17 protein-coding genes are annotated in these 20,955 nt (G+C 67.4%); 7 read left to right on the top strand and 10 right to left on the bottom strand.

The window, feature by feature from the left end:
- Positions 1-122 precede the first annotated feature (122 nt).
- Together VMT40_RS05345 and VMT40_RS05340 are read left to right on the top strand one after the other, a co-directional pair.
- Entirely contained in the window at positions 123-2,003 is a 1,881-nt protein-coding gene (locus tag VMT40_RS05345; protein ID WP_326356812.1) for a serine/threonine-protein kinase, read from the top strand.
- Between the two features lie 14 nt (positions 2,004-2,017).
- Positions 2,018-3,562 (top strand): serine/threonine-protein kinase, encoded by a 1,545-nt coding sequence (locus tag VMT40_RS05340; RefSeq protein ID WP_326356811.1) that lies wholly within the window; start codon positions 2,018-2,020, stop codon positions 3,560-3,562.
- A gap of 30 nt (positions 3,563-3,592) precedes the next feature.
- Here the strand turns inward: VMT40_RS05340 and VMT40_RS05335 are convergent, their stop codons facing one another.
- Together VMT40_RS05335 and VMT40_RS05330 are read right to left on the bottom strand one after the other, a co-directional pair.
- The gene (locus VMT40_RS05335) at positions 3,593-5,458 is read right to left on the bottom strand and encodes a glycosyl transferase (protein ID WP_326356810.1); all 1,866 of its coding nucleotides are present in this window, start codon (positions 5,456-5,458) and stop codon (positions 3,593-3,595) included.
- Between the two features lie 156 nt (positions 5,459-5,614).
- Entirely contained in the window at positions 5,615-7,543 is a 1,929-nt protein-coding gene (locus VMT40_RS05330) for a galactan 5-O-arabinofuranosyltransferase (RefSeq protein WP_326357205.1), read from the bottom strand.
- Positions 7,544-7,654: 111 nt separating this feature from the next.
- On the opposite strand from VMT40_RS05330, the gene VMT40_RS05325 reads away from it, so the two are divergent.
- Positions 7,655-8,545, top strand: a complete 891-nt coding sequence (locus VMT40_RS05325) for an NAD-dependent epimerase/dehydratase family protein (protein ID WP_326356809.1) — start codon at positions 7,655-7,657, stop codon at positions 8,543-8,545.
- Between the two features lie 87 nt (positions 8,546-8,632).
- Here VMT40_RS05325 and VMT40_RS05320 read toward each other — a convergent pair whose 3' ends face one another.
- Positions 8,633-9,394 carry a decaprenylphospho-beta-D-erythro-pentofuranosid-2-ulose 2-reductase gene (locus VMT40_RS05320; protein WP_326356808.1) on the bottom strand — a complete coding sequence of 254 codons (762 nt, stop codon included), beginning with the start codon at positions 9,392-9,394 and terminating at the stop codon, positions 8,633-8,635.
- Positions 9,391-10,890, bottom strand: coding sequence for an FAD-binding protein (locus tag VMT40_RS05315; RefSeq protein ID WP_442789904.1), 1,500 nt, complete (start codon positions 10,888-10,890; stop codon positions 9,391-9,393). Before VMT40_RS05315 ends, VMT40_RS05320 begins: the two co-directional genes overlap by 4 nt.
- A gap of 71 nt (positions 10,891-10,961) precedes the next feature.
- On the opposite strand from VMT40_RS05315, the gene VMT40_RS05310 reads away from it, so the two are divergent.
- Complete coding sequence (locus VMT40_RS05310; protein ID WP_326356806.1) at positions 10,962-11,417, top strand: GtrA family protein; 456 nt, start codon at positions 10,962-10,964, stop codon at positions 11,415-11,417.
- Between the two features lie 22 nt (positions 11,418-11,439).
- On the opposite strand, the gene VMT40_RS05305 is transcribed toward VMT40_RS05310, so the two are convergent.
- The 3 genes from VMT40_RS05305 to VMT40_RS05295 form a co-directional block, all read right to left on the bottom strand.
- Positions 11,440-12,057 (bottom strand): pyridoxamine 5'-phosphate oxidase family protein, encoded by a 618-nt coding sequence (locus tag VMT40_RS05305; RefSeq protein WP_326356805.1) that lies wholly within the window; start codon positions 12,055-12,057, stop codon positions 11,440-11,442.
- A gap of 415 nt (positions 12,058-12,472) precedes the next feature.
- Positions 12,473-14,686, bottom strand: coding sequence for a molybdopterin-dependent oxidoreductase (locus VMT40_RS05300; RefSeq protein ID WP_326356804.1), 2,214 nt, complete (start codon positions 14,684-14,686; stop codon positions 12,473-12,475).
- Positions 14,687-14,858: 172 nt separating this feature from the next.
- Positions 14,859-15,323 carry a hypothetical protein gene (locus VMT40_RS05295; RefSeq protein WP_326356803.1) on the bottom strand — a complete coding sequence of 155 codons (465 nt, stop codon included), beginning with the start codon at positions 15,321-15,323 and terminating at the stop codon, positions 14,859-14,861.
- A gap of 350 nt (positions 15,324-15,673) precedes the next feature.
- Here VMT40_RS05295 and VMT40_RS05290 point away from each other — a divergent pair, with 350 nt between their 5' ends.
- Both VMT40_RS05290 and VMT40_RS05285 read left to right on the top strand, forming a co-directional pair.
- Complete coding sequence (locus VMT40_RS05290) at positions 15,674-16,261, top strand: DUF4282 domain-containing protein (RefSeq protein WP_326356802.1); 588 nt, start codon at positions 15,674-15,676, stop codon at positions 16,259-16,261.
- A gap of 106 nt (positions 16,262-16,367) precedes the next feature.
- A complete protein-coding gene (locus VMT40_RS05285; RefSeq protein WP_326356801.1) occupies positions 16,368-17,240 on the top strand; it encodes a helix-turn-helix domain-containing protein in 873 nt (290 codons plus the stop codon).
- Between the two features lies 1 nt (position 17,241).
- On the opposite strand, the gene VMT40_RS05280 is transcribed toward VMT40_RS05285, so the two are convergent.
- Complete coding sequence (locus tag VMT40_RS05280) at positions 17,242-17,667, bottom strand: MarR family transcriptional regulator (protein WP_326356800.1); 426 nt, start codon at positions 17,665-17,667, stop codon at positions 17,242-17,244.
- Between the two features lie 162 nt (positions 17,668-17,829).
- Between VMT40_RS05280 and VMT40_RS05275 the strand changes: the two genes are divergently transcribed.
- Positions 17,830-19,221 (top strand): MFS transporter, encoded by a 1,392-nt coding sequence (locus tag VMT40_RS05275; RefSeq protein WP_442789922.1) that lies wholly within the window; start codon positions 17,830-17,832, stop codon positions 19,219-19,221.
- A gap of 96 nt (positions 19,222-19,317) precedes the next feature.
- Here VMT40_RS05275 and VMT40_RS05270 read toward each other — a convergent pair whose 3' ends face one another.
- Together VMT40_RS05270 and rfbA are read right to left on the bottom strand one after the other, a co-directional pair.
- Positions 19,318-19,884 carry a dTDP-4-dehydrorhamnose 3,5-epimerase family protein gene (locus VMT40_RS05270; RefSeq protein WP_326356798.1) on the bottom strand — a complete coding sequence of 189 codons (567 nt, stop codon included), beginning with the start codon at positions 19,882-19,884 and terminating at the stop codon, positions 19,318-19,320.
- Positions 19,885-19,887: 3 nt separating this feature from the next.
- Positions 19,888-20,763: a glucose-1-phosphate thymidylyltransferase RfbA gene (rfbA, locus tag VMT40_RS05265; RefSeq protein ID WP_326356797.1), complete on the bottom strand. Its 876-nt coding sequence runs from the start codon at positions 20,761-20,763 to the stop codon at positions 19,888-19,890.
- Between the last annotated feature and the right edge of the window lie 192 nt (positions 20,764-20,955).

Here is a 20,955-nt window from a genome sequence, read left to right as displayed (position 1 = left end):
ACTCTATCGACCCGGCCCACAGCTCTCCGCGAGGCTGCGCTGTAGCCGAATTCGCGGTTGTCCGTCAGGATGGTTGTTATCCGAACTGGGCGTGGGGCCGGGCCGGAAAGACAAGAGGAAGTATGACCGAGCTGCGACCTGGCGAAGTTATCGCCGGGTATGTGATCGCGCGGCGAATCGGGGCCGGGGGGTCGGGCGTCGTCTACGCGGCGCGGCACCCGCGGTTACCCAGGCTTACGGCCCTGAAGATCTTGAAACGCGACGATGTCGTGGGGGACGACGACGTGTGGCGGCGTTTCGAGCGCGAGGCCGATATCGCGGCCCACTTCGATCACCCCAATATCGTGCAGGTCTACGACCGCGGCGTGGCCGATGAGCTGTTCTGGATCTCCATGCAGTTCGTGGACGGCCTGGATGCGGCCGAGCTGCACCATGTTTCGCCCGACCGCGCGCTGCGCATCGGCACCGAGATCGCGGCCGCGCTGGACTACGCGCACGGCAAGAACATCCTGCACCGGGATGTGAAGCCCTCCAATATCCTCATCGCCGACCCAGACAGCGGCCGCCCGGAGCGGGCCCTGCTCACCGACTTCGGCATTGCCCGGCTGCGCGACGAGACCACCAAACTCACCCATACCGGAAATATCTCCGCCACTTTCGCTTTCGCATCACCCGAGCAGGTAAGCGGCAAACCGGTCGGTCCCAAATCCGATCAATACTCCCTGGCCTGCACGCTTTTCGTGCTGCTCACCGACCATCGCCCCTTCCGCGCGGACAATCCGCTGGGCTGGGTGCACGCCCACACCCAGGAACCCCCGCTGCGCGTGAGTGAGGTGAATCCCGAACTCCCCGCCGCCATGGACGCGGTGTTCGACCGGGCCCTGGCGAAGGATCCCAAGGACCGCTTCGACAGCTGCGCGGATTTCGCCTACGCCGCCACCCAGGCCTACTACTCCGATCCGGCCCTGGCGCTGACCGCCCCGGCGCGCCTGCTTCCGCAGCCGTTCCCGCCCCGGCCCGGCGGCCGTGGGCGGAAACCGCTGTGGCAGAGCGTCTTACATCGCCGCACCCTCATCCCGGTGGCGGTGGCCGCGGTGACGGCCGCGGGTGTCGGCTTCGCCCTGAACCAGGGCATTTCGCCGCCCGCCCCGGCCACCGGCGGACTCGTGCCGGACCGGTTCGTCGGCACCTGGCTGGCCACCGAGGGGCAGACCAATTACCGGCTCACGGTGCAGCAGGCCAAGATCGGCGACCCGGTGCTGTCCAATCGCGTGGACGGCGTGCTCCCCAATGGCAGTCCGTTCCACTGCGAGTTCTCCGCACCCCTCGACGAGGTGCCCGGCGACGGCGATCGCCTCATTGTCGGGACCTCCGAGATCGTGGTGCGCGAACCGGCGAACGCCTGCAAGGCCAACGGCCCCACCACCCTCACCCTGCTGCCCGACGGCCGGGTCAGCCGCAAAACCGATGTGAGCGGCCTGATCACGTACACCAATGCCGACGCGGTGGTGTCGTCCTGGGGCCGCGAGGACGCGGCCATCGCGCGCACCTTCCCCAGCCTCATCGGCCAGCTCGCCTCCTCCGGCACCGCGGTCGGCTGGCAGGGCGGCCTGTGTCAGCCCCGCGATCCCGGCCCCGGCGAGGCGGCCCAGGGCGCGCACCGCGTGCGCTGCAATGCCGACGACACCTCCGGCCAGGTGCACTTCGACGTGCTCGACTTCGATACCCGCCCCGGGCAATCGGTGGCCCAGCTGTTCTTCGACAGCACCCCGGTCCACACCACCGCGGTCGACCACGAGGACGTGGCGGGCAATCTGACCGTCACCACCGGCGCGACCGTCGACCCGGCCACCACTACCGATACCGAATCCCATCGCGCCATCGCCGCGGTCAGCTTTCCCGACGGCGATCCGCGCTCCCGCTTCGTCATGGTGCTGCGCTGGCCCGGGCACACCGTTAACAGCCTCCTGACCGACTGGCTCGAGAGGGCTCCCCTGAAGTAACTAGGTGTGCGATCATGACCGATCTGAAGCCGGGCGAGGACATCGCCGGATACGTCATCGAACGCTGGATCGGCGCCGGGGGCTCCGGCACCGTCTACGCCGCACGCCATCCCCGACTACCGCGCCTGGCCGCCCTCAAGGTCTTCAATCGCGACGAGGTGACCGCCGACGCGGAAGGGTGGCGGCGCTTCGAACGGGAAGCCGATATCACCGCCCGCTTCGACCACCCGAACATCGTCAGCGTCTACGACCGCGGGCTCGACGACGGGCGGCTGTGGATCGCCATGCAATACGTGGACGGCCCGGCCGCGGACCACCTTTCGGGTCTGTCCCCGGAACGGGCGCTGCGCATCGGCGACGGCATCGCCTCGGCCCTGGACTACGCGCACAGCAAGGGCGTGCTGCACCGGGACGTGAAGCCGTCCAATATCCTGCTCTCCCCGGCCGAGGACGGCCGCCCCGAGCGGGCCCTGCTGACCGACTTCGGCATTGCGCGCCTGCGCGACGAGACCACCCACGTCACCAAGACCGGCGACATCTCCGCCACCTTCGCCTTCGCGTCACCGGAGCAGGTGTCGGGCCGCTTCCTCGACCCTCGCACCGACCAATACTCGCTGGCCTGCACGCTTTTCGTGCTGCTGACGGGATCGCGGCCATACCTGGCGAACGATCTGGCCGGTCTCATCTACGCGCACACGAGCACACCGCCGCTGCACGTGACCCAGATTCGCCCGGACCTGCCGCGCGGCCTCGACGCCGTCTTCGACCGCGCCCTGGCCAAGCATCCCGACGAAAGATTCGCCAGCTGCGCCGATTTCACCGATGCGGCCCTGCGGGCGTGGCGCGCACCGGCCACCGCGACCGTCTCGCGTTCCTCCCGTACCGATCCGACGGTCCTGGGACCGGGGCATTACTACACCGATCCCCCGCAACCCGTATACGGCGTTTCCTACGGCGCGTACTCCGGACCCGTCGAAGACGATGCGCCGCACCGACATCGGGCCCCGGATCCCGTGCGCACCGCACCCGATACCGGCCGGGCCGTGCTCACCGGCATGCTGGCGGTGCTGGCGGCCACGGTCATCGGCGGTAGTGCCATCTGGGTGACGGTGAGCCTGGAAAGCCATGGGCGGAACAACAACACGCCGCTGTCCGCCGCGGTGCCCACGGTCGCGACGGTCGCGCCGACGACCCCGGCGGCCACGACGACCCCGGCCGCCAGCACGCCAGCCGGGCGCGTGCCGTCCGAATTCGTCGGCGACTGGACCGGATCCAGCGATTCCAATACCAACGACTACCGCCTGACCATCCGCCAGGGCGAGCTGAACCAGCCGCTGGTGACCTCGACCATCTCCAATGGCGGCCGGGTCATCTGCGTCTTCGACTATCGCCTGCTCGGGGTGCCCAGCACCGGCGACATCACGCTCGGCGCGGGCACACTCACCTCGGGCGGCAGCGGGTGTCAGGTGCAGGGCACGCACGAACTCGTCTTGAGCAATGGCGTCCTCACCCGGGCGCTGTCGGTCAGCGGCTTCGTGACCTATCGGAAGGTGAGCTGATCGCACAGTCTCGCACCGGCCAGCGCAGTCTCACACCAGCCCGCGCACATCCCAGACCCACACGCCGTCAACGAGTTTCGCGGGGAATCCGAGCAGCTGGTCGACGGTCTGTCGCAGGGTATCGGTGTTATCGGTGGGCGGCAGCACCAGCACGTCCGCGCGCCAGTAGCGCAGATCCGCCAGCGCCTGGGCGCGGGCGGCGTCGTCCACCGTCGGAACCGTGTTGGTCCGCTGCGCCTTCATGAGCAGGCTGGCCGTGGGCCGATCGTCGGGACCGTAGCGGCCCTTCTTGGAGGCACCGGTCGGACCGACGAAATAGCCTCCGGCGAGCGGGAATTCGAAGCCGGAGTCGACCTGCCAGCGCAGCGCGCGGGCATCCGGCGGGGTCGGCGGCGGGACCACCACCACCGAGCCGTGCGAAACGTATTGGCGCACGGTGCCGTCGGTGAAGAACTCCGGGGTGGCCGGACGCTGCACCACCGGCAGGATGGTCGGGGTGAGCGGCAGCAGGGCGAAGGCCAGCGCGGCGAACAGGGCCAGCGGCCGCCAATCGGTCGCCGCCACCTTCCAGTAGTCCAGGGCGCGCTGGGTGGCCAGGACCAGAATGAGGGCGATGGCCGGAATCGCGGCCATGGTGAATCGCGACTCCAGCACCGTATCCAGCAGCGCCACGTTCTCGAAGTGCTTCCACGGCAGGCTGATTCCGGTGTCGTGCTTGCCGATCATGAGCGTCGAACCCAGCGACATCACCGAGAACACCACGATCACCACCGCCGCGGCGCGCACCACCCGCTCGCGCCACATGAGCACGGTCGCCACCGCGACCACGATCCACAGCGGCCAGCCGAAATACGAGTTCTCCTCGGTGGGATTGATGGCCACGTTCTGACCGTGCGCGACCAACCCGCCCAGCGATTCGGACGGGAACTGGAACAGCGCCTTGAGATCGTTCTGCATGGTCCCGTGGTCGATGGACCGGTAGGACTGCGGGCCGAAGAACTGCCACCACAGCGGAATCTCGGTGAGCGCCACCGTGATCAGCGCCGCGAGCAGCACGGTCGGGGTGATCGCGCGCAGGGCGTGCAGGCCGGTGCGCGGCGTGTGCAGGTGGTAGACGACGGCGAACAGGCCGAAGGAGAGCGCGAAGATCAGCAGCGGCTCCTCGCCGAGCGCGATCTGCAATGCCACCAGCAGGCCCAGCACCACCGCGTCGCGATTGCGTCGCGCCTTGCGGACGTGCTTGGCGGAGTCCGCGCGCCGGGCCATGCGGATGAGCTGCAGCGCGATCAGCGGAAGCAGCGCCAGCACAACGAAATTCGGGTGCGCGTTGGCGTGCGAGATCATGGCGGGCGCGAACCCGCAGAACAGACCGCCCACGGACGCGGCGAGTCTGGACGCCACCACCTCGCGCGAGAACAGCCAGTACCAGGCGAAGGCGGTGCCGAACAGGCCCAGGGTGAGCACCAGGACGAAGGTGACCGTCGGACCGAACAGCAGCGTGACGGGAGTCAGCGGCACGCCCACGCCGAACATGGCCGTATTGGCCATCATGTTCACGCCGTCGGGATAGTTCTGCAGCAGCGAGCCCAGCGGGTTCTCGAGATGCGCCACATTGTGCGCGGTGACGGCGAAGAACCACTCCCACATGGTCTGGTCCTGGCCGCTCTTGATCAGATAGCCGCGATCGGTGTGCAGCCACTGCCCCGACAGCACCAGCACCGCGAGCGCCAGATATCCGGTGGCGACGAGAAGATCGGTGCGGGCCAGGCGAATGCGCCGGGCGACCCGCTGCGGTCGACTTACCTTGGGAGGAGCCGTTTTCGGGGCGGGGCGGTCGAGAACCGCTACCGCCGCACCGTCTTCAACCCCCCGGTCGGAAACCCGCCCCTGTGCCACGCGCTAACTCCTTGATGCCTTGCAATTAGCGGCCCACGCTACCGGGTTCGCCTGAGATTGCACTGGCAAGTCGCGAAGTTATCCACAGAAACGAGGATCTATCCACAGAATCGGACCGCTTTTTGGGGATAAGTGATGCTTGTCTCGTTCCTTGGTTTAGACACGCACCACGAGCGTAAACGGGCCGATATCGGTGATCCGGTAGTGCGCGTCATCGAACAGGGACTTGGGGAAGGTCACTGTGAACCGCTTCACATTCGGGTCATTGGGATACACGTCCTGCGACAGGCGCAGCGAGTAATCATCACCGGAGCGCCGGAACAGGAAGGCGTCCGGAGCCCGCCAGCGGCAGTGGTTCAGCGCGTCGGTCAACTCCTGCGGCGTCGTCAGCGTGCTCCAGCGCTGGATCTCGGCCGTGCGCGCCGCGAAATCGGCCAGCGGGTTGGCGTAATGCGAAGTGAGCGCCTGGAATCCGTAGTACGGGTAGATGGCCAGGAAGCTGGTGTCCGTGGTCAGCACCACGCTCGCATCCCGCGGCCGCCCGGTCTGCTCCAGCAGTTTCGCGTCGATATCGCGGTAATACGACACCGCCGAGGGTGCCCGCTTGTCGGCGCGCTCGCCATTGCCGTCGGTATCGGTATAGGCGGTATTGATCTCGGCCGCCAACACGTTCGGAATCCCCTGACTGAACCCGATCGCCCCCGCGAGCGCGACCGCCGCCGCGGCGATCCGGAACCGGCCCGGCTCGTTGAGCGCCTGATAGATCGCCCGCGCGCCCTCGGCGAAGCCGAACACACCCGCCGCGGCGAGCAGGGCGATCAGCGGGGACTCGAGCCGAAAGGCCAGCAGCGTCGTGCCCGCGGCCGTCGCCAGCATCGACAGCAGACACCACAGATAGATCGCGACGACTCCGATACCCAATGCCTGCGCGCGCCGCGAACTCCCGGCCCGCAGCACCAGCCAGATCGTTCCGGCCAGGCAGAAGACACCGAGCAGGTTGAACTCGGTCATGGGCAGCGGCAGTCGCGAACCCGACTCCGGCAGGTAGTGGAAGGCCGAACCCGAGCCCAGGGACGCCTTGCCGGACACGAACTTCAGCAGGAACGGGGTCCACACCGTCAACGCGAGCAGACCGGCGATCGCGCCGATTCCGATGAGTCGCACCAGGATCGGCAGGATCGACCGCCAGGTGCGCTCCGCGCGGATCGCGAGACCCGCCGCGATCACCGCCATCAGGCACACCGCGAACACCGCGACACCGAAATACAGGCTGTAGAAGGTGGCGGCGAGACCCAGGAACAGTCCGGCCCCCAGCACCGCGCCCCAGCCTCCGGCCGTCGATTCCTCGTCGCTCCCGGCTTCGGTCTTGCTCCCGGTGGCCTCGGCGGGCCGGTGCAGCGCACCCCAGGCCAGCAGCAGGGCGGGGCCGAGCAGCAGGGTCAGCACCGCGCTGTAGGCCTCCGGCGCACCGTAGGCCAGTGTCACCGCGGTCGTCGCGGCGGCCACCGCGACCGCCCAGTCGGCGCGAATCAGGTTGGACCACAACACCAGTGCGACCACCGCCGCGACCGCCAGCCCGATGATCGCGTACGGTTTGAACGCCTCCCACCCGGCCATCCCGGTCAGGCTGGCGAATCGCCCCCCGATCCAGAACCAGCCCGCCGGATAGAACGGCGGCAGGTCGATGTAGTTCATATCGTGCAGTGCCGCGCTGTCGGTCAGGCGCGTCAGATACTGCGTCCGGAACTCCTGATCCACCGACATGCCGAACAGGTACAGCTTGGTGGCGGCCAGCGGCATCCCCAGCGTCACCGTCACGAACGCCGAAATCCCGCCCCACGACAGCAGTTTCGCCAGCCATCCCCACTTGTGCAGGCGCAGCAGCACAATCGCACCGACCAGCAGCGCCAGCGCGACGACCTGCCCCACGGTGGTCAGCGACCGGGTCACATTGGACGAGTTGAACGCGGGCCAGTGCACGGTCGAGAACGCCTTCAGCCCGACGGCGGCCACCACCCCCGCGACCACCGCCGCGAGCACCGCCTCGCCGATCGCCCCACCGGCCTGCCGCGCCAGCGGCGTCATCCGCCCACTCGCCCGCTCGCTCATCCGCACCCTGCCTTCGCATTCGTGTCCAGGACCGCGCGTCAGCCTAGTCACTAGGGTCGTATGAGCCTCGAAGGAAGGGATGGGAGCGTGCGAGTACTTGTCACCGGTGCCGGGGGCTACCTGGGTCGGGCCCTGGTCGCCGCCCTGACCGCGGCCGGACACGAGCCGATCGCCATGGTCCGGCCCGGCGTCGGCGCCATCCCCGGCGCACGGGAGACCCGCGCGGCCGATCTGCTCGACCCCGATGGTCTGCGCCGGGCCGTCGAGGGCGTCGATCGGGTCTGCCACCTGGCCGGACTCACCCGCGCCCGCGAATCCTTCGATGAGCCGCTGCGGTATTTCCGGGTGAACACCGGCGGCACCCTCGCCCTGCTCGAGGCCATGGCCGACGCGGGGGTGCGGGGTCTGGTGTTCTCCTCCACCTGCGCGGTCTACGGTTCGCCGGATCGGCAGCCCATGACCGAGGACCTGCCCGCCGCGCCGCCGCATCCCTATGCGAGCAGCAAGGTGGCGGCCGAGGCCGTGGTCGAAGCTCAGGCGAACAGCGGTGCGCTCGGGGCGATCGTCCTGCGCCTACCGAATCTGGCCGGGGGAGCGGACAAGGATCCGACCCGGCTGATTCCCCGGGTGCTCGCCGCGGCGACGAGCCGGACGCCGCTGGGCGTGAACGGCGACGGCTCCGCGGTCCGCGACTACCTTCACGTCGACGATGCCGCTGCCGGTTTCGTGGCTGCCGTCGAGCGCCTGCCCGCCCCGGGTGGGTTCGCGCGCTACAACCTCGGAAGCGCGCGGGGGACAAGCATTCTCGATGTGGTGGCGGCGGTGGAGCGGGTCACCGGGCAGCGAGTCCCGTTGGTGCACAACCCGCCCGCGCACGAGCCGCAGGTCCTGATCGCCGACGCCACCCGCGCGGCCGCCGAACTCGGCTGGGAACCAAAGCTTTCCGACCTGGACTCGATCATCGCGTCGCTCCGATAACGAACAGCGCCGCCCCGGGTCGGGGCGGCGCTGGTACCGGGTCTGTCGGGGTTTCAGGGGTTTACCCCTGAGAGTCCCGAGAGTTTCTCAGATCGGCAGCTTGCGGAAGATCGGGCGCGGGATGTGGCGCAGGATCATCATGACGTACCGGAAAGTGCCCGGGGCCCAGACGATTTCCTTGCCCTTCTCCGACGCCGCGACCGCGAGTACGGCGACGTCTTCCTTGTCGACCGTGAGCCCGTTCTCCTTGGCGTGCGCGGAGAGCTTGGTGCGCACCATGCCGGGGCGGATGACGGTGACCCGCGGGCCGAACTTGGCCAGCGCCTCGCCCAGGCCCAGGTAGAAGCCGTCCAGACCGGCCTTGGTGGAGCCGTAGACGAAGTTGAAGCGCCGCACGCGCTCACCGGCGACCGAGGACATGGCCAGAATCCGGCCGAAGCCCTGCGCCTTCATCTTCTCGCCGAGCAGCACGCCGACCGACACCGCGGCGGTGTAGTTGATCTCGGCCATCATGACGGCCTTGCGCTGGTCCTGCCAGAAGATCTCGCCGTCGCCGTCGATGCCGAACGCGACAATGGCCACGTCCACGTCACCGGCGGCCCACGCGGCGTCGATCACGGCCGGGTGGCTGTCGGTGTCGAGCGCGTCGAAGTCGATGACCTGCACCTCGGAGGCACCGGCGGCCTTCATCTGCGAGACGGCGTCCTCGCGCAGCGGGTCGCCCGGCAGGGCGGCCAGGACAATGCGCGCGGGACCCTTCTTCAGGTACTCGGCGCAGATGGCCAAGCCGATCTCCGAGGTGCCGCCCAGCAGCAGAATGGATTGCGGGTTCCCTACCGCATTGATCACTGAAGCTCCAGCCTTCTCGCCATATCGGACATGAAAACGCCTGTGGGATCGACACTTCGGCGGATCTTGATCCACTCGTCGATCCGGGGGTACATCTTGTGGAAGGTCTCCGCGTCGGTGCGCGAGTCCTTGGCAGTGTAGAGGCGACCGCCGAATTCCAGGACGCGCCGGTCCAGTTCGCGCACGAATTCGTTGAGACCGGGGCGGACCGGGAAGTCCACGCAGATGTTCCAGCCCTCCATGGGGAAGCTCAGCGGGGCCGGGTTGCCCGGGCCGAAGAACTTCAGCACATTGAGCGCCGAGTAGTGCCCGGAGCGCTGGATATCCACGATGATCTTGGTGAATTCATCGAGCGCCTCGGGCGGCAGCACGAACTGGTACTGGATGAAACCCGCAGGTCCGTAGGCCCGGTTCCACTCCGAGACGACATCGAGCATGTGGTAGAACTGCGTCAAGTTCATGACCTTGCCGGTGTAGTTGCCACCGAGCGCGTAGTACGCCTCGCCGACCATACCGAGTGTGAACTTGTTGGCCGCGAAGCTCGGGAAGATCGGCGGCACCGTCAGCAGATTCGGCGCGTCGAACTTCAGCGGATTCTTGCGCAGCTTCTTCGGCAGCTCATCGAGTTTCGCCAGCCGACCGCGAGACACATTGGCGCGCCCCAGCTTCGGCGGCGCGCTGATCACGTCGAACCAGGTGGAGGAGTAGGTGTAGTTCTCCTCGGACCCGTCCTTGTGGACCGCGATGGTCTCGTCCAACGAGGTGGTCTTGATGCCGTCGGAGATGAAGTAGGCCGTCTCGGTCGGCGTCATCTCGATGGTGGCGCGCAGGATGATGCCGGTCAGGCCATTGCCGCCGACGGTGGCCCAGAACAGCTTGGCGTTCTTCTTCGGCCCGATGGTCTGCACCTTGCCGTCGGCGGTGAGCAGATCGATGGACCGCACGTGATTGCCGAAGCTGCCCGCGCTGTGGTGGTTCTTGCCGTGGATGTCGGAGCCGATGGCCCCGCCCACGGTCACCTGCCGGGTGCCGGGCAGCACCGGAACCCACAGGCCGAACGGCAGCGCCGCCTTCATCAACTGGTCCAGGGACACGCCCGCGTCCACGTCCACCAGCCGGGAGTCCCGGTCGATGCGGTGAATGCGGTTGAGGGCGGTCATGTCGACGACCAGGCCGCCCGCGTTCTGCGCGTGATCGCCGTAGGAACGGCCCAGGCCGCGGGCGATGACACCGCGCCGCAGGTGTGCGGGCTTGGCGTCGTTGTCCTCCGCGACCATGGCGACCGCCTTGGCGATCAGCTCGGGGTCATTGGTGGAGAGCACTTCCGACGTGGTGGCCGCGGTGCGACCCCAACCGTGCAGGCGCCGGGTCTGCGTCGGCAGGCCGAACGCCCCCTGCGCCGCTGTGCCCTCTTTTTCTTTGCCGACGACCGGGCTCTCGCCTGCGGAGCTGGGCTCCGTGGCGGCCGCGGTGGTGGTCTGAGCTTTCGTGGACATCGGCATAGAGGCTACAGGGATAACCGTCTCGAGGCTTGTGTCCTTTGTCCCGGGCATTACCCTTCTGCACTGTGACCGCCGAACCCCATCTGCCACTCCCGCCCGAACTGCCCCTGGTCGATGAACCGGGCGGTACGGACGTTGAGCTGAAGACGCAGATCATTCGATTCGCGGTCACGGGCGGCCTGTCGGCCATTGTGGACTTCGGCCTGTACACCCTGCTTTTCAAGCTGGTCGGCTTTCCCTTGCCGGTGGCCAAGTCCATCAGCTTCATCGCCGGTACGACCACGGCCTATCTGATCAATCGGCGCTGGACCTTCAAGGCCGAGCCGAGCCGCAAGCGCTTCCTCGCGGTGATCGCGCTGTACGCGCTGACCTTCGCCTTGCAGGTCGGGATCAACCAGCTCTGCTACTACGCGCTGCCGGAGGCGTGGTGGCGGATCTTCTTCGCGTTCTGTGTCGCGCAGGGCACCGCCACCGTGATCAACTTCATTGTGCAGCGGGCCGTGATCTTCAAGATCAAGTAATCGGGCTCACGCCGCGCCTATATCAAGACTCGACCAGGGCGTTGTTCTCTTCCTTGGCTCGGAAGAAATCGCCGCCCTTGGCGCGCACATTGTCGGTACCCCATTCCCGCGCCTCGCGGCGGGCCGGGACCAGGTGTGGAATGTGTTTGCGGCAGTGGATATAGGCCTCTTCCACATCGACGACCACCCAGCGCTCCGGAATCCGCCCGCGCTGTTCGACGGGCAGGTCGGGCACGCAGCGGCGCATGAGGGCGTCGTCCACGATGCGGGCGGTGCCATTGACGTGCAGTCCGATCAGGTCGTGCACGAAATCGATCATGAGAATGCCGACGTGCGGGTTCTCGAGAATATTGCCGAGGCTGGCCATGACGCCGTTGCCGCGATACTCCGGGTAGGCCACGGTGTGATCGTCGATCACGTGCAGGAAGCCGGGTTTGCCCGCGCGAAAGCTGGAATCGCATTCCCCGTGCTTGTCGGAGGTCGCGATGAAGGCCATATCCATCCGGCGAATGAAATCGATCATGTGGGTATTGAGCCGATCTCGCACCTGGTCGCTATAGAAGCGCCCGGCCCTTTCCTCGGTTCCGTAGCGCTCCTGGAGTTCCCGCTCGCCGTCGCTGCCGTTTCTGATACCGGGCATCGTGCGCCCCCTTTGGTAGCTGAATACCGGATGGAAGAGGCTCGGCCACGAACTTCGGCCATCCGAAATCCTATACGGTTGAACTATTTTCGTGTGGCGAATGCGTGAACCGGCGGATCTGCCCTGGTGGGGCTTCCTCGACTGGTGCCGGACAAACCTTCCCGGGCGAGGATCCTCCCGGATGAAAGGGTTCACAAGGGACCTTTGGCCCTTAACTGTGGGGATGCTATGGGGAGTTCCGGGGCGCGGGTACGCGAGATCCCCAGGGGCCCCGGGGATTTCGCATTCCTGCTTTGTCCATTTTGCGGAGTTTTGGACTGCGCTCTCCGCCTGTCATCCCCCTAGTTGTGACCGATCTTCGGTACGCGAAACATTAATACCGAAAGGTCTTTAATACTCGGGTACGCGGCAATTCTCAGGCGCGCGTGAGAGTTACCGGCACCCCATTGAAGATCGCGTTTCCGGACGGGGCGTCCACCAGCGAATCATCGGTCAGCGCATTGGCATTGACGCCCGCGTGTGCCCGCGCCACCGATTGCGCGCTGTCCTCGTGTCCCCACCCGTGCGGCAGGCTCACCACGCCGGGCATGATGTCGTCGGTCGGCTCGACCTCCACGGTCAGCGTGCCCGCCGCCGATTTCACGATGGCGGTGCCGTTCAACCCGAGCCGGGCCGCGTCCTGCGGATGAATGTGCAAGGTGCACTTGTTCGATCCGCCCACCAGCGGCGGAACATTGTGCAGCCAGCTGTTGTTCGACCGCAGCTGGCGCCGACCCACCAGCACCATCTCCGGCTGCTCGGCCCGCAGCCGGGCCCGCAGGCGCTCCAGATCGGCCAGCAACTCGGCGGGCGCGAGTTCGACCTTGCGGGAGGCGGTCCGCAGCACGCCGGGCAGCCGGGATTCCAGCGGACCCAGGTCGATACCGTGCGGATTGTCCAGCAGCACCTGCAGATTCAGCTTGCCGCGCCACTCGTTGGTGTCATCGGGTGTCGACGCCCACTCGCCGAAGGGTCCGAGCCGCAGCATCATGTCGATGCGCTGCTCGGTGGTGTTCTCGCCCAGCAGTTCCTTGCGCCGATCGGCCATGCCCGCCTTGTGCAGCGTCCCCGCGATGACGATCTCGTCGACCACGGTCAGCGGATCGAGACCGGGTTGCGGCTCCTGACCGGAGACGGCGAGCGCCAGCCGCGCCAACACCTCCGCCTCGGACATCTCGCCCGCGCCCAGCGGCACCAGCGGCCGCGAATACCGCGCGTAGTTGTGCACCGCGAAGTTGAGCAGCGCGAAATCGTAGTGCGGCGACTGCAGAATGCGCGGGGGCGGCAGGATGACGTCGGCGTGCCGGGTGGTCTCGTTGAGGTAGCGGTCCACGCTCACCATGAACTCGAGCCCGGCGAAGGCGGCGTCCAACCGCGCGCCGCTGGGCGCGGACAACACCGGATTGCCCGCGACGGTCACCATGGCCCGGATCTGCCCCTCGCCCGGGGTGAGAATCTCGTCGGCCAGCGTCGCCACCGGCAATTCGCCCATGGCCTCGGGCAATCCGCGCACCCGACTGCCCCAGCGCGCGGTCCGGAACGGCCGCGTACGCACGATGCCCAGGGCCGCCCCGGTGGCGAACATGGCACCGCCGGGCGCGTCGAGATTGCCGGTGAGCACATTGATCACCTCCACCAGCCACTGCGTGAGCGTCCCGAATTCGGCCGTGCAGGTACCGATTCGGGCGTAGACGGCCGCGGTCGGCGCGGCGGCCAGCTCGCGCGCGATGCGCACGATCGTCTCGGCCGGAACCCCGGTCCGCTCGGCGACCAGCTCCGGGGTGAAATCGACTGCGGCGGCGCGCACTTCGTCCAGCCCGTTCACCGCGACCCGCACGTCGACGAGATTCTCGGCGAACAGCGTGTGCACGATCCCGAACAGCAGATACGCGTCACTGCCCGGTCGCACGAACAGATGCTCGTCGGCCAGTTTGGCGGTCCGGGTGCGTCGCGGGTCCACCACCACGAACCGTCCGCCGCGCTGCCGCAGCGCCTTGAGTCGACCGGGGAAATCCGGTGCGGTGCACAGGGATCCATTGGATTCCAGCGGATTCGCGCCCAGCATGAGCAGATAGTCGGTGCGATCCAGATCCGGCACCGGCACGGTGAGCGGATCGCCGAACATGAGCCCGCTCGCCACCTGCTTGGGCATCTGGTCGGCGGTGCTGGCGGAGAACAGACTCCGGGTGGCCAAGGCGCGGATCAGCAGCGGCACGTACAGCGCCCCGGCCACGGTGTGGGCATTGGGATTGCCCAGGTACAGCCCGACCGCCTGGTTGCCGTGCGCGGCCGAGACCCGCGGCAGCCGTTCCCGGATCACCCCGAACGCCTCGTCCCAGCTCACCGTGCGCCAGGTATCGGTGGCGCGATCGCGAATCATGGGCGCGGTCAGTCGATCCGGGTCGGCGTCGAGGTGGCCCAGGGTCGCGCCCTTGGGGCACAGGAAGCCCTTGCTGAAGGGATCGGCGTGATCGCCGCGCACCGAGGCGACGCGATCGGCGCTGTCGAGGGTGATTTCGAGGCCGCACACGGCCTCGCAGAGCGGGCAGGTGCGTAGCAGTGTCCGGGGGCTGTCCGCGACGTGGGTCATACCCCATGATCGCCCGGAGCCGGTGCGGGCGAAACACCCGCGGTGGGATTTGCGCCCGGGCCTCGGGCCATGTCCGTTATCTCTGAATTTGCAACGTTTCGAGCGGGATACAGCGAAACCCGCGAGCGCCGGGGTGCACTCGCGGGTTTCGCGTCGATTCTTCGAGCCTGTCTCAGGAGGCGATACGAGCAGCCTTGGCAGCGCCCTTGGTGGCGGCGCGGACGGCGGCGGCGATGGCCACGACCGGCGGGACCCAGCGGGCCTCGTGCGGGGCGACGCCCCAGCAGGCCGCACCGGCGGACAGCTTGCTCGGCGGCAGCGGGATGCCCGCGCCGTCGGTGTGGACGAGGACACCGGCCTCGCGCAGCGCCTCGATGGCGCGCTCGGCCTTGCGCAGCCCGGTCACCAGGTGGATCTCGCGGCGCTCGGCGCCCGGGATCTCGATGACCGGACCGGTCAGATCATTGGCGCGCAGGTAGCGGCGCACGAACGCGGCGGTCTCGCCGGTGACCTCGATACCCGAGATCTCCTCGTCGGTGACCAGGCAGACGCCATTGGCGGTTTCGGCGACCGTCCAGCCGCGCCGGATGTAGTCCTGCGCAGATTCCGCAACGGAAGACGAAAACGTCGTACGCACTGGATTCTCCATTCCCCGGTAGATCTAGTTCCTGCTCTGTGCGACGTATCGGAACGAGGCGTTCGGGTCGTTACACACCCTTTTTCACCAAAGGTCCGGTTGTGTGCCGAATCGGCGGGTGCCCGGTCTGTTTTGACCCATTAGTGAACTTGGCCCAGAAGCGACGCCATGCCTCGGCAGGGGATCTGCCTGCGACAACGCTGTCAAGGGCGCTGGAGACCCCATCGTGGCCCGCAACCGGCGCGGGAGCGGGACGTGTTCTACAACACACTGTCTCGGACTGCGCTTCGCCGGTGACACCGGCGACACTGGATCCGCCGAAAAGGTCTGCGGGAGAGGAGATCGTCGGCATGGCCGACCAATCGGGTGGGAACACCGCCGACGTCGAGGAGTTCGACGAGTTCGACGAGATCATCACCGAGGGCCGCTGGGCGGCCTTCAAGGAGTCCGCGACGCGGCGCATGTCCCGGCGCATCGCTGAAGAGGAGACCGCCGAGGAACCGGTCGAACCCTTCGCCAGCCCAAGCGCTTTCGGCTCCTGGAGCGTGGACGCCGCGCGCGCCCTGCTGGACGTGCAATTCCACCGCGCCGCGACCCGCACCCTGCTGCCGCTGGCGTATCTGCTGGGCCTGGCGAGCGCGGTCGCCATTCCGATCGTGGGAACCGTAGGGCTGTGGCGGATTTCGGCCTGGCTGGGCATCGGCTTCGCGGTGCTGTTCGCGATTCCGCTGGGCCTGGTGATCGCCGCGACGGTGCGCCTGCTGCTGGAGTTCGTGCTCAACGCCTCCCGGCTGGCCGCCCGCGTCTCGCACATTTCCGATATGGCCGACGATCTGTTCCAGGCGCTCTCGGATGTGGCGGAACCGGTCAATCAGCTCTCGAAAGATGTTCAGGCCGTGCAGTTCTGGCGCTTCCGCAGGCGGTCCTCGAGGAAGTAGCCTTGATAAAGGTCGCCATCCTAACCACCCGGCCGCGTCCCGCGTCCATGGATCGCTGAGTTTTCCTGTGCAACAATGCGATCGCAACACTGGTATAGGGGGACGAATGGCTCTACCGCAGGGGATTACCGGATCGACCGTGCCGCGTCGGCAGCTCGGCCGACACCTGCGCGATCTGCGCAATCGCGCACGGATGACGACCCGGGTGGCCGCGCAGCGCCTGGAATGGTCCGAGGCCAAGATCTGGCGCATCGAAACCGGGCAGACGTCTTTGCGCAGCCTGGATGTCGAGGCCATGTGCCGGATCTACGGTGCCCCCGAGGACGCCATCGAACCGCTCACCACGCTGGCCCGCGAGACCAAGGCCCGCGGCTGGTGGACGGAGTTCAGCGATGTGATCGACGAGGGCTACGAGGTCTACATCGGTCTCGAGGAGGCCGCCGGGCGGCTCACCACCTATGAGAACGAGCTGGTCCCAGGGCTTTTGCAGACCGAGCAGTACATGCGTGCGGTGCTCGCCGGGGCCTACCCGGGCATCTCGACCGAGCAGATGGACCGCCGGGTGCGGGTGCGGCTGGCGCGGCAGTCCCTGATCACGCGCACCGAATCGCCGCTGCAACTGGACGTGGTGATCGCCGAGGCGGTGCTGTGGCATCGCATCGGCGGCGACGAGGTGACCCGCGGCCAGCTGGATCGGCTGCGTGCCTTCGGCGAACTGCCCAATGTCCGGCTGCGGGTGCAGCCCGCCGATTGCGGCTACCACCACGGCATGGATGCCGGTCGGTTCGTCCTGCTCGAATTCCCCACCGCCGCAGGCGAACCCACGGAACCCCCGGTGGTCTACGTGGAATCCCTCACCGGCTCCTCGTATCTGGACAAGGAGCACGAGGTGGAGCGTTACCGCGAGGCCTTCACGGGCGTGAGTTCCCTTGCGGTGGCGGCGCTTCCGGTGATCGACACCCTCCGCGCCGCCGTCTAGCTCAGACCTGCGGGGACCCGAGAGTTTCCGCCAGCACTTCCCGGTGCGTGGGCGCGGCCTGCCTGTGCAGCTCGCGCCCTTTGTCGGTGAGGCACACGAAGATCGCGCGGCGATCCTCGGTACACAGGGTGCGATCGACCAGTCCGTCGCGCTCGAGTCGAGCCACCGTGCGCGAGAGCGCGCTCTGGCTCAAGTAGATGTCATTGGCGAGATCGCTCATCTTGCAGCTGTCGCTGCCTGCTTCGACGAGACGGTCGAGGGTTTCGAATTCGCTGAGCCCGATGTGGTGGCGGCCTTGCAGTTCCTTTTCCAGAGCGCACGAGGTCGTCGCGTGCCGGGCGAGCAGATCGCGCCATTCGCCCACCAGCCCGGACGTGTCGAAAGACGTTGCCACGGGCCGGTCGACAGACGCTGTCGGCTTCGGCATGCGGCCCATCCTAGTGGTTTCGGTCAAACCATGCAACCGCATTAAATGCTTGTGCATTTGATGCGTGTGCATGTACTGTCGCTTCTCGTGACTTCCACCGAGATTCGCCCCGCAGTGAGCACCGCGGCCGACACCACGCAATGGACCGGTCGGCTCTGGGGCATGCTCATCACCCTGTGCATCGTGCTGTTCCTCGACGGCCTCGACGTGTCGATGATCGGCGTCGCGCTGCCGTCCATCGGCACCGAACTCCACATTCAGACCTCCACCCTGCAGTGGCTGGTCAGCGGTTACGTGCTCGGCTACGGCGGCCTGCTGCTGCTGGGCGGGCGCACCGCCGACCTGCTGGGTCGCCGCAAGGTCTTCCTGATCGCCCTGGCCGTCTTCGGATTGGCCTCGCTGGCAGGAGCTTTGGTGAGCTCCCCGGCCCTGCTGATCCTGACCCGCTTCGTGAAGGGCCTGGCCGCCGCGTTCACCGCGCCGACCGGTCTGTCCATCATCACCACCAACTTCGCCGAGGGACCCGCCCGCAACAAGGCGCTGTCCATCTACACCGTGTTCGGTGCGGGCGGCTACTCCATGGGCCTGCTGTTCGGCGGTCTGATGACCGGCCTGGGCTGGCGCTGGACCTTCCTGCTCCCGGTCCCGGTCGCGGCGGCCGCGCTGATCTCCGCGTACTTCGTTGTCCCCAAGGACAAGCCCGCCGAGGAGGGCGGCCACGATCTGCTCGGGGCGCTGCTGTCCACCGCCACCATGCTGCTGCTGGTCTACACCGTGGTCTCCGCGCCGCAGGCGGGCTGGGGCTCGGCCCGCACCATCGGATCGTTCGTCGGCGTGGCCGTGCTGGGTGCCGCGTTCGTCTACACCGAGAACAAGGTGCGCTACCCGCTGGTGCGCCTGGGCATCCTGCGCAAGGCCACCCTGGTCCGGGCCAGCCTGGCCATCATCGCGGTCGGCGGCTCGTACTTCAGCTGGCAGTTCATCACCACGCTGTACCTGCAGGACACCCTGGGCTGGTCGCCGCTGAAGCTGTCGATGGCACTGCTGCCGGTCGGCCTGCTGGTGGTCGCCTCGGCCTTCGTCTCCGACAAGCTCGTTGACCGCTTCGGCACCGGCCCGATCATCGCCATCACCATGGTGGTCATGGCCGTGGGCTACCTGATGTACCTGCGCATCGACACCGCCCCGTCCTACCTGACCGTGCTGCTGCCCGCCGTGCTGCTGGTCGGCATCGGCTGGGTCGGCTTCCCCGCCATCAATATTCAGGCCACCAGTGGCATCGAGGATGACGAGCAGGGCCTGGCGGCCGGTGTGCTGCAGACGGCCATGCAGGTCGGCGCGGCCATCGTGCTCGCGGTGACCACCGCCATCGTCACCTCGGGCGTGCCGAGCAACCCGACCCCCGCGGCCATGCTCGACACCTACCGTCCCGGCTTGGAATTCGCCGCCGGTGTGTCGATTGTCGGGGCCCTGGTCGCCCTGACGGTCTTCCTGCCCAAGCGGCGGGCCCGTCGCCAGGAGGCCCGTGAGCTGGAGGTCGAACTGGTCGGCTAGTACCCATCGGCCGGGTCCGCCGCTCACACGGACTCGGTCGCACCTGGAAAAGAGAAGGGGCGCACCGCCTTTGCGGTGCGCCCCTTCGTTGCTACGTCAGTGCGGCTGCTTCAGATCCGCTAGCCGCGGAGCCGCCGCGTCCTTGGCGGACCGGATGAATTCGAGGGGTTCGCCATTGCGGCCGACGGTCGGCCACTCGATGCCCAGGTCCGGATCGAAAGCGTCCAGATCGCGGTCGAATTCGGGGGAGTACTCGAGCGAGCACAGGTAGTTGACGGTCGAACCGTCCTCGAGCGAGAGCAGCGCGTGGCCCAGGCCCTCGGCCAGATACACCGCCTTGCGCTCCACATCGTCGATGACGACCGCGTCCCACGTGCCGAAGGTGGGCGAGTCGCGGCGCAGGTCCACCACCACGTCCAGGAACGCGCCGCGCACGCACGTCACGTATTTGGCCTGGCCGGGCGGATTCTCGGTGTAGTGGATGCCGCGCAGCACGCCCGCGGCCGAGGTCGAGATATTGACCTGCAGCAGATCGAAGGGGCGGCCCACCGCCTTCTCGAATTCCGAGGCCTTGAACGACTCGTAGAAGACCCCGCGGTCGTCGCCGTGCAGCCGGGGCGTGAACTCCCACGCGCCGGGTATCGACAGTTCCCGAATGCGCATGCGTTACTCCCAGGTTCGCCCGTGGTCCAGCAGGCCCAGCAGGTATTTGCCGTATCCCGAGCGCACCAGCGGTTCGGCCAGTCGGGTCAGATGATCGTCGTCGATGAAGCCGAGCCGCCAGGCCACCTCTTCGGGCACACCGATCTTGAGGCCCTGCCGCTCCTCGATGGTGCGCACGTAATTGGCGGCGTCCAGCAGGGAGTCGAAGGTGCCGGTGTCGAGCCAGGCGGTGCCGCGGGCCAACACCTGCACGTGCAGGCGGCCCTGCTCCAGGTAGGCGCGGTTGATATCGGTGATCTCGTATTCGCCGCGGTCCGAGGGCTTCAGATCGCGGGCGATGGCGAGCACGTCGTTGTCGTAGAAGTACAGCCCCGGGATGGCGTAGTTGGAGCGCGGCGCCTTGGGCTTCTCCTCGATGGAAATGGCGCGGCCGTCGGCGAATTCGACCACGCCGTAGGCGGTCGGATCCGAGACCCGGTAGGCGAACACCGCGCCGCCGTCGAGATCGTGGAACTTCTGCAGCTGGGTGCCCAGGCCCGGGCCGTGGAAGATATTGTCGCCCAGCACCAGTGCGGCGGTGTCGGTGCCGATGTGGTCGGCGCCCAGCACGAAGGCGCGGGCCAAGCCGTCGGGTTCGGGTTGCACCACATAGGAGATGGAGACGCCGAAGCGGCTGCCGTCGCCGAGCAGCCGGGCGAAGGCGTCGCTGTCCTCCGGGGTGGTGATCACCAGGATGTCCCGGATCCCCGCCAGCATGAGCGTGGACAGGGGGTAGTACACCATCGGTTTGTCGTACACCGGGACCAGCTGTTTGCTCACCCCGCGCGTGATCGGGTGCAACCGCGATCCGGTGCCCCCGGCCAGGATGATTCCGCGCATGTCACGAGAGTCTGCCAGTTCGATCGCGGAGCGCGGCGGCCAGGTTCCGAGTCGACCTCGAATCGATCACGCCCGTTTACCGGCGGCCCGATCTGGCGATTTCTGTTGCGTAGGTCACGTTCTCATGGTGTTCTGAAATGACGCTATGTGAGATGTCAGCGCCGACTCTCGCGCGCCGGGTTTGCCGAGCCC

It is taken from the genome of Nocardia sp. CDC160 (genome assembly GCF_035818795.1).
Lineage (GTDB): Bacteria > Actinomycetota > Actinomycetes > Mycobacteriales > Mycobacteriaceae > Nocardia.
This window is presented reverse-complemented; position numbering and strand designations above follow the sequence as displayed.

Coding starts and splice junctions, on each gene's coding strand:
- VMT40_RS05330 (WP_326357205.1), bottom strand. CDS start 7,543: ATGACGCCGCTGGCGCGGCAGGCCGGTGGGGCGATCGGCGAGGCGGTG.
- VMT40_RS05285 (WP_326356801.1), top strand. CDS start 16,368: ATGGCTCTACCGCAGGGGATTACCGGATCGACCGTGCCGCGTCGGCAG.
- VMT40_RS05345 (WP_326356812.1), top strand. CDS start 123: ATGACCGAGCTGCGACCTGGCGAAGTTATCGCCGGGTATGTGATCGCG.
- VMT40_RS05305 (WP_326356805.1), bottom strand. CDS start 12,057: ATGCCCGGTATCAGAAACGGCAGCGACGGCGAGCGGGAACTCCAGGAG.
- VMT40_RS05275 (WP_442789922.1), top strand. CDS start 17,830: ATGCTCATCACCCTGTGCATCGTGCTGTTCCTCGACGGCCTCGACGTG.
- VMT40_RS05270 (WP_326356798.1), bottom strand. CDS start 19,884: ATGCGCATTCGGGAACTGTCGATACCCGGCGCGTGGGAGTTCACGCCC.
- VMT40_RS05340 (WP_326356811.1), top strand. CDS start 2,018: ATGACCGATCTGAAGCCGGGCGAGGACATCGCCGGATACGTCATCGAA.
- VMT40_RS05290 (WP_326356802.1), top strand. CDS start 15,674: ATGGCCGACCAATCGGGTGGGAACACCGCCGACGTCGAGGAGTTCGAC.
- VMT40_RS05300 (WP_326356804.1), bottom strand. CDS start 14,686: ATGACCCACGTCGCGGACAGCCCCCGGACACTGCTACGCACCTGCCCG.
- VMT40_RS05315 (WP_442789904.1), bottom strand. CDS start 10,890: ATGTCCACGAAAGCTCAGACCACCACCGCGGCCGCCACGGAGCCCAGC.
- rfbA (WP_326356797.1), bottom strand. CDS start 20,763: ATGCGCGGAATCATCCTGGCCGGGGGCACCGGATCGCGGTTGCACCCG.
- VMT40_RS05280 (WP_326356800.1), bottom strand. CDS start 17,667: ATGCCGAAGCCGACAGCGTCTGTCGACCGGCCCGTGGCAACGTCTTTC.